This is a genomic window from Micromonospora sp. NPDC049060 (assembly GCF_040649055.1).
Classification (GTDB): domain Bacteria; phylum Actinomycetota; class Actinomycetes; order Mycobacteriales; family Micromonosporaceae; genus Micromonospora; species Micromonospora reichwaldensis.
The window spans coordinates 22,155-34,604 of record NZ_JBEZEV010000016.1 but is presented as its reverse complement, the minus strand read 5'-3'; the positions used below and the strand labels follow the sequence as shown (position 1 = coordinate 34,604).

11 protein-coding genes are annotated in these 12,450 nt (G+C 72.3%); 8 read left to right on the top strand and 3 right to left on the bottom strand.

The annotated features are described in order from the left end of the window. Positions 1-66: 66 nt before the first annotated feature. Positions 67-615, bottom strand: a complete 549-nt coding sequence (locus tag AB0B83_RS09780; RefSeq protein WP_357577808.1) for a Uma2 family endonuclease — start codon at positions 613-615, stop codon at positions 67-69. 275 nt (positions 616-890) lie between these two features. On the opposite strand from AB0B83_RS09780, the gene AB0B83_RS09775 reads away from it, so the two are divergent. The 5 genes from AB0B83_RS09775 to AB0B83_RS09755 all read left to right on the top strand — a co-directional run bounded on the left by AB0B83_RS09775 (position 891) and on the right by AB0B83_RS09755 (position 7,001). After that, the gene (locus AB0B83_RS09775; protein WP_357577851.1) at positions 891-1,946 is read left to right on the top strand and encodes an ABC transporter ATP-binding protein; all 1,056 of its coding nucleotides are present in this window, start codon (positions 891-893) and stop codon (positions 1,944-1,946) included. A gap of 114 nt (positions 1,947-2,060) precedes the next feature. Further along, positions 2,061-3,149: a dipeptide ABC transporter ATP-binding protein gene (locus AB0B83_RS09770; protein ID WP_357577807.1), complete on the top strand. Its 1,089-nt coding sequence runs from the start codon at positions 2,061-2,063 to the stop codon at positions 3,147-3,149. Continuing rightward, positions 3,146-4,147, top strand: a complete 1,002-nt coding sequence (locus tag AB0B83_RS09765) for an ABC transporter permease (protein WP_151455021.1) — start codon at positions 3,146-3,148, stop codon at positions 4,145-4,147. Before AB0B83_RS09770 ends, AB0B83_RS09765 begins: the two co-directional genes overlap by 4 nt. A gap of 12 nt (positions 4,148-4,159) precedes the next feature. Further along, complete coding sequence (locus AB0B83_RS09760; protein ID WP_151455020.1) at positions 4,160-5,146, top strand: ABC transporter permease; 987 nt, start codon at positions 4,160-4,162, stop codon at positions 5,144-5,146. A 109-nt stretch (positions 5,147-5,255) separates the two neighbouring features. Continuing rightward, positions 5,256-7,001 carry an ABC transporter substrate-binding protein gene (locus AB0B83_RS09755; RefSeq protein WP_311410706.1) on the top strand — a complete coding sequence of 582 codons (1,746 nt, stop codon included), beginning with the start codon at positions 5,256-5,258 and terminating at the stop codon, positions 6,999-7,001. Positions 7,002-7,168: 167 nt separating this feature from the next. Here the strand turns inward: AB0B83_RS09755 and AB0B83_RS09750 are convergent, their stop codons facing one another. Next, positions 7,169-9,310 (bottom strand): prolyl oligopeptidase family serine peptidase, encoded by a 2,142-nt coding sequence (locus AB0B83_RS09750; RefSeq protein ID WP_357577806.1) that lies wholly within the window; start codon positions 9,308-9,310, stop codon positions 7,169-7,171. 87 nt (positions 9,311-9,397) lie between these two features. On the opposite strand from AB0B83_RS09750, the gene mshB reads away from it, so the two are divergent. The 3 genes from mshB to AB0B83_RS09735 all read left to right on the top strand — a co-directional run bounded on the left by mshB (position 9,398) and on the right by AB0B83_RS09735 (position 11,325). Then, a complete protein-coding gene (gene mshB, locus AB0B83_RS09745; protein WP_357577805.1) occupies positions 9,398-10,324 on the top strand; it encodes an N-acetyl-1-D-myo-inositol-2-amino-2-deoxy-alpha-D-glucopyranoside deacetylase in 927 nt (308 codons plus the stop codon). 17 nt (positions 10,325-10,341) lie between these two features. Beyond that, entirely contained in the window at positions 10,342-10,779 is a 438-nt protein-coding gene (locus tag AB0B83_RS09740) for a hypothetical protein (protein ID WP_357577804.1), read from the top strand. Between the two features lie 78 nt (positions 10,780-10,857). Beyond that, positions 10,858-11,325, top strand: a complete 468-nt coding sequence (locus AB0B83_RS09735; protein ID WP_357577803.1) for a hypothetical protein — start codon at positions 10,858-10,860, stop codon at positions 11,323-11,325. Between the two features lie 152 nt (positions 11,326-11,477). Here the strand turns inward: AB0B83_RS09735 and AB0B83_RS09730 are convergent, their stop codons facing one another. After that, complete coding sequence (locus AB0B83_RS09730; protein ID WP_357577802.1) at positions 11,478-12,437, bottom strand: GNAT family N-acetyltransferase; 960 nt, start codon at positions 12,435-12,437, stop codon at positions 11,478-11,480. Between the last annotated feature and the right edge of the window lie 13 nt (positions 12,438-12,450).

Sequence of the window (12,450 nt, the reverse complement as noted above, 5' to 3'; positions counted from 1 at the left end):
CTCACCCGGCGCCTGTCCGGCGTACCGGAGCGGCTCACCCGAAAAGCGTCCCGCGGCGGTGGCCCGTCAGGCGAGCAGGTCCGCTGGCCGGATCGTGGCCCGGACCGGCTCGGTCAGCTCCAGCGTCTCGCCGGCCTTGGTCACCGACCGCTCGACGTAGTGGGCGCCCTGCCGCTGGTAGACGTGCACGGTCAGCGTCTCCTGCTCCACCAGGAGATACCACTCGATGCCGGCCGCCGCGTAGTAGTGCATCTTGAGCACCTTGTCGGTGGCCGCGTTGCCCGGCGAGATGATCTCGCAGACCAGCTTCACGTCGGCCGCCTCGATCCAGGGGTCGTCGAGGTCGATCGGGGCCGTGACGACGAGGTCCGGGATGGGGATGCGCCCCGGCCGGAGCCGGACGTTCACCGCCTCCAGCAGCTCCAGCCCGAGGGCTTCGGCAGCGGGTTCGAGGATGTTGCCCAGCCTGCGTGAGAGGCGCTGGTGGCGGGGCGTGGGGGCTGGGGTCACGTGAAGGCTCCCGTCGAAGAGTTCGACGCGCTGCTGCGTCTCGTCGAGGGCGAGGTACTCCTCTTCACTCCACGGGCCGTCGTGGCCGAACACCGCCGCGGTCATCGTCACCTCCACCTCGTGCCGGGGGACATCCTTGCGGGACTGCCGGGCCCATCGTCGCACCCGCTGTCCGGGGGCGTGAGGTCAACGCCGGTGAATGCCGAGGTGAGGGCTGTTCACGCCCGTTGCAGAGTCGTTACGCTGTGGCCCGCTGACAGCTCCGGTTATGTAGCTTATTTTCACCCTCAGTGCTTTCCTGTAAGTTCTCTTCGTCGCTGAGGGAGGCGGTCGTGGACAGGCCGGAGTCGGCGCCGTCCGGGAAACCGGACCGCCCCAACGTGCCGGAGCAGCGCTCCGGCCAGGACCCCTACCTGCGGGTGAGCGACCTGCGGGTCCGGTTCGACACCGAGGACGGCGTGGTGCGCGCCGTCGACGGGGTGTCGTTCGAGGTGGCCCGGGGACACACCCTCGGCATCGTCGGTGAGTCCGGCTCGGGCAAGAGCGTCACCTCGCTGGCCATCCTCGGCCTGCACAGCGCCAAGCGGACCAGCATCACCGGGGAGATCTCCGTCGGCGGCCGCCAGCTCGTCGGCCTGCCGGACGAGGAGGTACGCCGGCTGCGCGGCCGGGACATGGCGATGATCTTCCAGGATCCGCTGTCCGCGCTGCACCCGTACTACACGGTGGGCCGGCAGATCGCCGAGGCGTACCGGGTGCACCACCCGAAGGCCGGCAAGCGCGAGGCCCGCCAGCGCGCGGTGGACATGCTGGGCCGGGTCGGCATCCCGCAGCCGGCCCGCCGCTTCGACCAGTACCCGCACGAGTTCTCCGGCGGCATGCGGCAGCGGGCGATGATCGCCATGGCGCTGGTCAACGACCCGGACCTGCTGATCGCCGACGAGCCGACCACCGCCCTGGACGTGACGGTGCAGGCGCAGATCCTCGACCTGCTGGCCGACCTCCAGGCCGAGTTCAACTCCGCGATCATCCTGATCACCCACGACCTGGGCGTGGTCAGCCAGGTCGCGGACGAGGTGCTGGTCATGTACGGCGGGCGGGCCGTCGAGCACGGCAGCGTCGAGCAGGTGCTCCGCCGGCCGCAGCACCCGTACACCTGGGGTCTGCTCTCCAGCGTGCCCTCGCTGCACGGCGACGCGGACGCGGACCTGGTGCCGATCAAGGGCAACCCGCCGAGCCTGATCAACCTGCCGTCCGGCTGTGCCTTCCACCCGCGCTGCCGCTACGCCGACCGCAACGGCGACCGGTCCCGCACCGAGGTCCCGGAGCTGCGCCCGGCGGGCGCGCCCGGCCACATGGTGGCGTGCCACCTCTCCGCCGACGACCGGACCCGGCTGTACGCGGAGGACATCGCCCAGGTGGGAGTGGCCCGGTGAGCGCGAGGAACGCAGCGCAGCGGAGTACCGCAGTCGCGAACGGAAGGTGGGCCCGGTGAGCGCGAGGAACGCAGCGCAGCGGAGTCCCGCAGTCGCGAACGGAGGTTGGCTCCGATGAACGTGGAGATCAAGGAGCCGGTGGAGCCGCTGCTGCGGGTGCGCGGGCTGGCCAAGCACTTTCCGGTGCGCAACGGGCTGCGGCGCAGCGGTCTGGTCCGGGCCGTGGACGGGCTGGACTTCGACGTGCGCCCGGGCGAGACGCTCGGCCTGGTGGGCGAGTCCGGCTGCGGCAAGACGACCACCGGGCGGATGCTGGTGCGCCTGCTGGAGCCCTCGGCGGGCAGCATCGAGTTCGCGGGGCGGGACATCACCCACGCGGGCCGCCGCGAGCTGCGGGCGCTGCGGCAGGACCTCCAGATCATCTTCCAGGACCCGTACGCGTCGCTGAACCCCCGGCACACGGTGGGCCGGATCGTGGCGATGCCGTTGCAGGTCAACGGGATCACCCCGCCGGGCGGGGTGAAGAAGCGGGTCCAGGAGCTGCTGGAGCTGGTCGGGCTGAACCCGGAGCACTACAACCGCTACCCGCACGAGTTCTCCGGCGGCCAGCGGCAGCGCATCGGCATCGCCCGCGCGCTCGCCCTGCAACCCAAGCTGATCGTCGCCGACGAGCCGGTCTCCGCCCTGGACGTGTCGATCCAGGCGCAGGTGGTCAACCTGCTGCGCGACCTGCAACGCGACCTCGGTCTGGCTTTCGTCTTCATCGCCCACGACCTGGCCGTGGTGCGGCACTTCTGCCAGCGGGTCGCCGTCATGTACCTCGGCAAGGTCGTCGAGATCGGCGACCGGGACGACATCTACGAACGCCCGCAGCATCCGTACACCCGGGCCCTGCTCTCGGCCATCCCCGACGTCACCCAGCTCGGCGCGGCGGGTCGGATCCGGCTCTCCGGGGACGTCCCGACGCCGCTGGACCCGCCGTCGGGTTGCCGCTTCCGCACCCGGTGCTGGAAGGCGCAGGAGCGGTGCGCCACCGAGGAGCCGGCGCTGGTGTCGCGCGACGGCGGCGCCCAGGCCACCGCCTGCCACTTCCCCGAGACGGGGCCGGTCGGCGCCACCACGGGACCGGCCGGCGACGACGCGCGGCCGGTGGACCCCGGGACAGCCGGGGTCGGCACGACCGCCGAGGAGGTGGCGAAGTGAGCTTGTCCCCGGTCGAGGGCACGGCGCTGGCCGAGATCGAATCCGGCGGCGACGCCGGCGAGGGGAAGACGCTGGTCGGCCGCTCGCCGGGCCAGCTCGTCCGCAGCCGGCTGCGCAGCGACCGCACCGCCCTGGTGAGCGGCGTGGTGCTGGTCTTCTTCGTGCTGCTGGCGGTGGGTGCGCCCCTGGTCCAGCGGCTCTACGGGGTGACCCCGAACGAGCAGTTCGGCGAGCTGCTGGACAGCACGGGGATGCCGCTGGGATACGTCGGCGGGATCAGCGGCGACCACTGGTTCGGTCTGGAGCCCGGCCTGGGCCGGGACATCTTCATGCGGATGATCTACGGCATCCGCACCTCGCTGCTGATCGCGCTCGGCGCGGCCCTGATCACCACGACGATCGGCGTGGTCCTCGGGATCCTCGCCGGCTACCTCGGCGGGGTGGTGGACGCGGTGATCAGCTGGATCACCGACGTGGCGTTGGCGATGCCGTTCCTGATCTTCGCGCTGGCGGTGGTGCCGACGTTCTCGCTGCGCTTCTACGGTCCGCGCGACGAGGTGCCGACCTGGTTCGCGGTCACCACGCTGATCGTGGTCTTCACCGCGTTCGGCTGGACCAGCACGGCGCGGCTGGTTCGCGGCCAGGTGGTGTCGCTGCGCGAACGCGAGTTCGTGGAGGCGGCCAAGGCCAGCGGCGCGGGGCTGGGGCACATGCTCTTCCGGCAGCTGCTGCCGAACATCTGGGCCCCGATCCTGGTGTCGTTCTCGCTGCTGGTGCCGTCGTACGTGACCAGCGAGGCGGCGCTGTCCTTCCTCGGCGTCGGGCTGCCCGAGTCGGTGCCCAGCTTCGGCCGGATGATCTACCGGAGCATCGACTACCTGCAGACCGACCCGGCCTACGTCTTCTTCCCCGGCATCACGATCTTCGCGCTCGTGCTGGCGTTCAACCTCTTCGGCGACGCGTTGCGTGACGCGCTCGACCCGAAGTCGTCACGGTAAGGGGTACTGCGCATGGTGCGCTTCCTGGTGAAGCGGGTGCTGCTGGCGATCTCGGTGCTGTTCGCGGTGAGTGTGGTCAGCTTCCTGCTGTTCTTCGCGCTGCCCGCCGACCCGGTGACCGGCATGTGTCCGAAGAACTGCAACGCCGAGCGTCTGGAGCGGGTGCGGACGGAGTTGGGGCTCAACGAGCCGAAGGTGCAGCAGTACGCCGACTACATGAAGGGCATCTTCGTCGGCCGCGACCTGGGCAGCGCCCAGGGCGGCGAGTGCGCGGCGCCCTGCCTCGGCTACTCGTACGTCAACAGCGAGGCCGTCACCGACACCTTCGCCCGGGTGCTGCCGGTGACGTTGAGCATCGTCCTGCCCGCGGCGGTGCTGTGGCTCGCCATCGGGGTCGGGCTCGGCATGGTCTCGGCCCTGCGGCGCGGCTCGCTGCTGGACCGGATCTCGATCGGCCTCACCCTGACCTTCGCCTCGCTCCAGCTCTACTTCGTCGGCGCGGTCCTGTTGCTGATCTTCGTCTACACCCTGCGGATCCTGCCCACACCGCGGTACACGTCGCTGTTCGAGAATCCCGTGGAGTGGGCGCGGGGGCTGGTGCTGGCCTGGGTCACCCTGGCGCTGCTCTTCTCCGCGATCTACGCCCGACTGTCCAGGGCCCAGATGCTGGAGACGCTCTCCGAGGACTACGTGCGTACGGCCCGGGCGAAGGGCATGCCGAAACGGCAGGTGTACGGCAAGCATGCGCTGCGGGCGGCGATCACGCCGATCGTCACCATCGCCGGTCTCGACGTGGGCACGGCGCTCGGCGGCACGGTGATCACCGAGACCACCTTCGGCATCCAGGGCCTGGGGCGTACGGCGGTGGAGGCGGTCAGCCAGGGGGACCTGCCGACCATCATGGGGACGGTGCTGATCGCCGCGCTGTTCGTGGTCGTCGCCAACATGCTCGTCGACCTGCTCTACGCGTTCATCGACCCCCGGGTGCGCCTCGGCTGACCCGAGGCGTGCCGGGTGCCGATCGTTGTAGCCCCGTTATCTGCTCGAAATTTACCGTCATTGAAGGCTAGGCGAAGCTTTCCTTCATCGGCGATCCGGAGGAGTGAGTATGCGAGCAAGACGCGTCACCGCCCTGGGCGGTGCGATCGCACTGATGGTTTCCCTCGGTGCGTGCAGCGAGAACACCGGTGACGACACCGGCGGGGTGGACACCACCAAGCCGCGCACCGGTGCCATCGCGACCGACCCCAAGGACTCTCTCGGCCCGGCGCCGGAGGTGCCCGGCGCGGCCAAGGGCGGCACGTTCTACATCCTGCGGGAGAACAAGATCTCCCACATGGACCCCCAGCGGATCTACTCGTTCGCCGGCCTGATGGGAAGCCAGCTCTACGCCCGCTTCCTCACCACGTTCAAGGACGACGGCAAGGGCAACGTCACCCTGGTCGGCGACCTGGCCGAGACCCCCGGCACCAACGTCAACAACGACTGCAAGGTCTGGGAGTTCAAGGTCAAGCAGGGGGTGAAGTTCGAGGACGGCCGGCCGATCACCAGCAAGGAGATCGCGTACGGCATCGCCCGGTCCTTCGACCCGGACCTCACCGGCGGCCCGACCTACCTCCAGGAGTGGCTGGTCGACAGCCCGCAGTACGACACCAAGTGGGACTTCAAGGCCAACAAGACCTCGCTGCCGCCGGGGCTGACCACGCCCGACGAGAAGACCCTGCGCTTCGAGTTCAACAAGCCCCGCTGTGACCTGCCGTTCGCCGTCTCGCTGCCGGCCACCGCGCCGCTGCCGGCCGACAAGGACACCGGCGTCAACCTGGACAACCAGCCGTTCTCCTCGGGCCCGTACAAGTTCACCAAGCACACCCCGGGCGTCGAGATCGTGCTCGAGCGCAACGAGCACTGGGACCCGGCCACCGACGCCGTGCGCCACCAGTACCCGGACAAGTTCGTCTGGTCGCTGGGCGCGGACCAGGCCGCCCAGACCAACCGGGTGCTCGCCGGCACCGGCAACGACGCCGCGGCGGTCGCCACCGGCGGTGTCCCGTCGGAGCTGCTCGCCAAGGTCACCGGCGACCCCAAGCTCAAGGAGCGGATGATCGTCGCGGCCACGCCGAACGCGTACCGCCTGAGCATCAACACCGCCCGGGTCACCGACCTGTCGGTGCGGCAGGCGATCAACCACGCGATCGACCGCACCAGCATCACCAAGAACCTCGGCGGCCCCTACGGCGCCGTGCCGATGACCACGCTGCTGCCGCCCACCACGCTCGGCTACAAGCAGTTCGACGCGTACCCGGCCGGCGACGGCGGCAACCCGGAGAAGGCCAAGGAGCTGCTCGCCGGCAAGACGCAGAACCTGGTGCTGCTCACCTCCGACGTGACCAGCTCCCAGGAGCGGGCCACCCAGATCAAGAACGCGCTGGAGAAGGCCGGCTTCACCGTCACGATCAAGACGATCCCCGAGGACGGCTACCTCGACACGGTGAAGAAGAAGGACAACCCGTACGACCTCTGGGTCGACTCGTGGGCGGCGGACTGGCCCAGCGGCGCGTCGATCCTGCCGGTGCTCTTCGACGGCCGTGGCATCAAGGCCGAGGGCAACAGCAACACCTCGCAGCTCAACAACGAGGCGCTCAACGCGGAGTTCGACCGGATCCTCGCGCTCGACCCGGCCAAGCAGGCCGACGAGTGGAGCAAGATCGACGAGCGGCTGATGAAGGAGACGGCGCCGGCGGTGCCGCTCTACGTCGAGGTGGTCTCCATCGCGCACGGCGAGAAGGCCGGCGGCATCTTCATCGGCAGCATCTTCGGCTGGCCGAGCTTCGTGGACGCGTACGTCAAGCAGTGACACACCCGTGAGGCGGTGACACCCGCGCGGTGACACCGCACGGACCGACCCCCGGTCGACAACGACGTCGGCCGGGGGTCGCCGTGTCGGTGGGCTGCCCGCGACTGCTCGGCGGGCCCGCCACCCGGGCGGCCCGTGGCGGCGGGGACGGCCGCGCCGGGGCGCGGCTAGAGGTGCCGGCGGACGAAGTCGAGTTCCAGCCTGAGCAGGCGTTCGGCGATGCCGCCGGCGGCCATGTGGGTGGCCCCGGTCAGCGGGAGCACGGAGTGCGGCCGGCCGGTCGCCAGCAGCGCCGCCGACAGCCGCAGCGTGTGCGCGGCCACCACGTTGTCGTCGACCAGGCCGTGCACCAGCAGCAGCGGCCGGGCCGCCTCCCCGGCCGGCACGGGCTCGCCGGCCAGCTCCACCAGCGAGTGGTGCGCGTAGATGTCCGTGCCGTCGTCCGGCAGGCCCAGGTAGCGCTCCGTGTAGGCCGTGTCGTACAGCGTCCAGTCGGTGACCGGCGCCCCCACGATGCCGCACCGGAACAGCTCCGGGTGCCGCAGCACCGCCAGCCCGGCCAGCCAGCCGCCGAACGACCAGCCCCGCACCGCCACCCGCTCCAGGTCCAGGTCGGGGTGCTTGCCGGCCAACGCGGTGAGCGCGTCCACCTGGTCGAGCAGGACGACGTCGGCCATCCGCCGGTGGATCGCCTTCTCGAAGGAGGGGGCCACCCCCGGCGTACCCCGGTTGTCGATGGTGACGACCGCGAAGCCGGCGTCGGCCCACCACTGCCGCTCCAGCCACGCCGCGCGGGCCGCGAGCACCTCCTGGTGCCCCGGCCCGCCGTAGACGTCCAGCAGCACCGGCAGCCGCCGGCCGGTGACGTAGTTGTCCGGGTAGAGCACAGCCGTCGGCAGCCGCCGGTCGGTGACCCGCTCCAGCAGCGGCAGCGGCGCGTACGGCGGGGTGGCGGCGAGCGAACGCAGCACGGCCACCTCCTGCTCGCCCCGCCGCACCGTCCACCGGACGCCCGGGTGGTCGAGCGAGGCGCACCCCACCACCAGCACGTCCCCGCCCACGGCGGCGGTGTGCCAGCCCGGGTCGGTGGTGATCCGGCGGGCGTCCACGCCGCCGCCGATGGTGGTGCGCACCCGGAACAGGTGCCGTTCGCTCGGCTCGCCGTCGCTCGCCTCCACCAGCAGGTCGGCCGGGCCGCTGCCGCCCGGCAGCCGCCCCACCACCCGCCGCACGTAGAGCGAGGGCGGGGTGAGCAGGGTGCCGTCGGCGAAGAGGCAGCGGGCGTCGTACCCGTCGTGGGCGAGTTCGCCGCCGACGAGCACCCGGCCGTCCGGCAGGTGCGCCGGGGTGCCCGGGATCGGTTCCACCCAGCGCGGGTCGGCCAGTTCGGCGTGCACCTGGGTCTCGCCGGTGCGCGGGTCGACGGCGAGCACCAGGCCGTGCTGCTGGGAGCGGCGCAGCACGGTGATCAGCGGGCCCCCGTCGGCCCAGTGCACGGCCGTCAGGTACGGGTAGGTCTCCCGGTCCCAGTGCACGTCGACCCAGCCGTCGTCGAGATCCAGCAGGTGCAGGCTGACCTCGGCGTTCGCGGTGCCCGCCCGGGGGTACGCGACGGTGGTCGGCGGGCTCGCCGGGTCGGCCGGGTCGTGCAGGTGCCAGCGCTCCACGCGGGACTCGTCCACCCGGGCGGCCAGCACCGAACGACCGTCCGGCGCCCACCAGTAGCCGCGGTAGCGGTCGAACTCCTCGGCCGCGATGTGCTCGGCCAGCCCCCAGGTCACCCCGGAGTCCTCGCCGGCCAGCAGGGTGTCCGTGCCGTCGTGCTCGACCACCCGCAGCTGCCCCCGCCGGACCCCCTCGGCGGCGTCGGTGACGTACGCCAGGCGCTGTCCCGTGGGATCGGGCCGGGGGTCGAGCACCGGGCCGACGGTGGCCACCTCGACCACGTCGCCGTGCACCAGGTCGGCCCGGAACAGCCGCCCGGCCAGCGCGAAGACCGCCACCCGGCCGGCGCCGTCAAGCGTGTAGGAGCCGATGCCGGAGGCGCTCAGCCGCAGCCGCTCGCGCAGCGCGCGCTCGCCCGGGCTCAGCGCGCCGGCGTCGGCGTCGGCCCCGAGCAGCGCCGCCGGGTCGGCGACGAGCCGCTCCTCGCCGGTCGCCACGTCGAGCTGCCAGAGCGCGTCGGCCGGGTCCTCCGGGCCGGCCGAACGCAGGAAGACCACCCGGGAGCCGTCGTCGGCCACGGTGACCGCCCGCGGCGCTCCGCGGCTGAACCGGCGGGTGCGGGCGGCCAGCTCCGGAAAGTCCACAGTCCAGATCGTAGAGCGGGGACCGGGGGTGATGTGGCCGACCTGCGCGGACGCGTCGGGGTCGGCGGAGGAGAACCGCCGGATAGAGTGACCGGCGTGACGACGCTGCCTGACCGCCGCCTCCTGCTGGTCCACGCGCACCCCGACGACGAGTCCATCGGCACCGGCTCGACGATGGCGCACTACGCCGCCGCCGGCGCTCACGTCACCCTGGTGACCTGCACCCTCGGCGAGGAGGGCGAGATCCACGTGCCGGCGCTCGCCCAGCTCGCCGCGGCCGAGGCCGACCAGCTCGGCGGCTGGCGGATCGCCGAGCTGACCGCCGCCTGCGCCGCGCTCGGCGTCACCGACCACCGCTTCCTCGGCGGCGCCGGCCGTTACCGCGACTCCGGCATGATGGGCCTCGCCACCAACGAGCACCCCCGCGCCTTCTGGCAGGCCGACCTCGACGAGGCCGCCGGGCACCTGGTGGAGATCATGCGGGAGGTACGCCCGCAGGTCATGGTCACGTACGACGACAACGGCTTCTACGGGCACCCGGACCACATCCAGGCGCACCGGGTGGCGATGCGCGCGTACGAGCTGGCCGACGCGGAGGGCTTCGCCCCGGCGAAGGTCTACTGGACGGCGATGCCGCTCAGCGTGCTGGAGGCCGGCCTGACCCACTTCGCCGAGTCGGCGGACAACCCCTTCGCCGGCATCCAGGACATCTCGGAGCTGCCCTTCGGCACCCCGGACGCGCAGATCGCCGCCCGGATCGACGCCACGGACCAGCACGCCGCCAAGGAGGCGGCGATGCGCGCGCACGCCACCCAGATCCCCGACGCCTCCTGGCTCTACTCGATCGCCGGCAACTTCGGCAGCGAGTTCATGGGCGTGGAGTACTACACCCTCGCGGTGGGCGGGCGGGGGCCGGGCAGCGGCCCGTACGGCTGGGAGGACGACCTCTTCGCCGGGCTGGACCTCGCCGACGGTCCGGACCGGTCCCCGGTCTCGGCGGCCGGTAACCGGTGACCCTGCCCGTCGCGTCGATGTCGACCGCCCCGCAGGAGACCGCCCCGCCGCCGTCCGGGCCGTCCCGGCGGCTGCTCGACCTCGCCCTGCGGGTGGCCGGCGGGCTGGTCGCCGTCCTCGCTGGGACGCTCACGGCGGTGCTGGAGCTGCTGCTGGCCACGGTTCGGGTCGGTGGGCACCTGATCGGTGTCTCGGTGCTCGTCGCGATCGCCGCGAACATCGCGCTGAGCTGGTTCGCGCACGAGGCCGTCGGTCGCCGGTGGGCCGTGGCGCTGCCCGCGACGCCCTGGTTCGTCCTGATGTCGGTGGCGGCGGTCCGCACCGCAGAGGGGGACCTGCTCGTCACCGGCGACAACTGGGTCGGCCTGGCGATGATCGTGGCCGGCGCGATGACCTTCGCGGTGATGGGTTTCCGGCAGATCCTGGCACCGCCACCGGTCCGGTCGGGGGACTGACGGCGCACAGGTTCCGATGGTAGACATTCCTGCCAGGAGGCCCGCCGCTCCGGCGGGCGGTACGGCGGGAGGCGTGCGATGAGTGAGCGGTGGCGCGCGATCGGAGTTCTCGCGGTCGCGTTGTTCGCGGTCAACGTGGTCGCCCGGCTGATCACCCGGTTCGGCTTCGACGGCGACGACACGGCCGCCGCCGACCGGGTGTCGCTGGGGATGTTCGTGGTGATCGGGCTGGCCCTGGCGGCGGTCGCCTTCGTGTGGGGCAGGCGTCGCCCCGTCTCGGCCTGGGGCGCGGACCTGGCCGCCGCGGTCGGGATCGCGCTGCTGCTGACGGTGCTGGTCGGGCCGCTGCTGGTCGGCGACAACCCGTTCGGCGGGGGCGCGGGCACCTTCTTCGCCCAGATCTGGCTCTACCTCGCGGCGGCCGGCGTGGGCGTGCTGCTCGGCTACCTGCTCCTCACGGCGCTGGGCCTCGACCACCGCTCGCAGTCCCTCAAGCGCTACGCCGAACTGAGGGCCACCAAGCCCCGCCGAGTGGTCCGCCGCTGACCCACCCCACCCATCTGACCTCGTTGATCATGAGGTTGTTGCCACTGTAAGCGCTTTCCGGTGGCAACAACTTCATGATCAACGCTGCGGCGGGCGACGGCGGGGCGGGCGACGGCGCCGCGCGGCGGGGGCGGCGGGGGCGGAGGGCGTGGTCAGGGGGGTGGGGTGCGGGTCAGGTAGGTGTGGTGGGTGGTGAAGCCCAAGGCACGGTAGAGGGTCACCGCCGGGGTGTTGCGCTGCTCGACCTGGAGGAAGGCGCGCGAGGCGCCGGTCGCGGCGCCCCAGTCGGCCAGCGCGCGGATGATCCGGCCCGCCAGGCCCTGTCGCCTCGCCTCGGGCAGCACCTCGATCAGGCTGAGCCCGAGCCAGCGGCCCTGCCCGGTGACGGTGCCCCGGCCGATGGCGAGCAGCGTGCCGTCGGCGTACACGTGGGCGAAGCGGACCTGGTCCACGGCGGTGAGCACGTGCCAGGCGGCGTCCGGCAGGCCGCCCTTGCGGCCGGCGGCGACGGTGAGCCAGTCGTCCGACGGCTCGGCGGTCAGCTCGACCGGCGGCGCTCCGGCGCGCTCCGGCGCGGCCGGTGGCAGCCCCGCCAGCGGCACCGTCTGCACCAGCACGGGCGGCCTGCCGACCCAGCCCCGGGCGTCCAGCTCCGCGCCCACCGGGGCGGCGAGCGGCAGCGGGGTGTTGACCATCGGCGGTCGACCGAGGTCGGCGTACCAGCGTTCCACCGCGTCGAGCGCGGCCGGCAGGGGCCGGTCCGGGTCGCCCACGGGCAGCGCCGAGTTGGCCCGGCCGGTCCAGCCGTCGGCGGCGCGCAGCCGCCAGTCGCCGAGCCGTCCCCGTACGGCGGCGGGCCACGCCTCGTCGGCGGCCAGTTCCAGCTCGACCACGGCCGCCGCGGTGGGTCGGCGGGCCGGCGGTACCCGCTTGGCCCGGTGCACCTCGGCCACGGGGACCTGGAGCCTGCCCTGCGCGGTGGCGAGTGTGAGATGGGTTTCGCTCAGCTCGACCAGCTCGCCGAGGGCGTCCGAGAAGAGCGGGCGACCTTCGCGAATGCCCACGATTCGGCGCACCACGATCCGGTGTCCCACATCCTGCTGTCGGAGCACGATCGACCCCCTC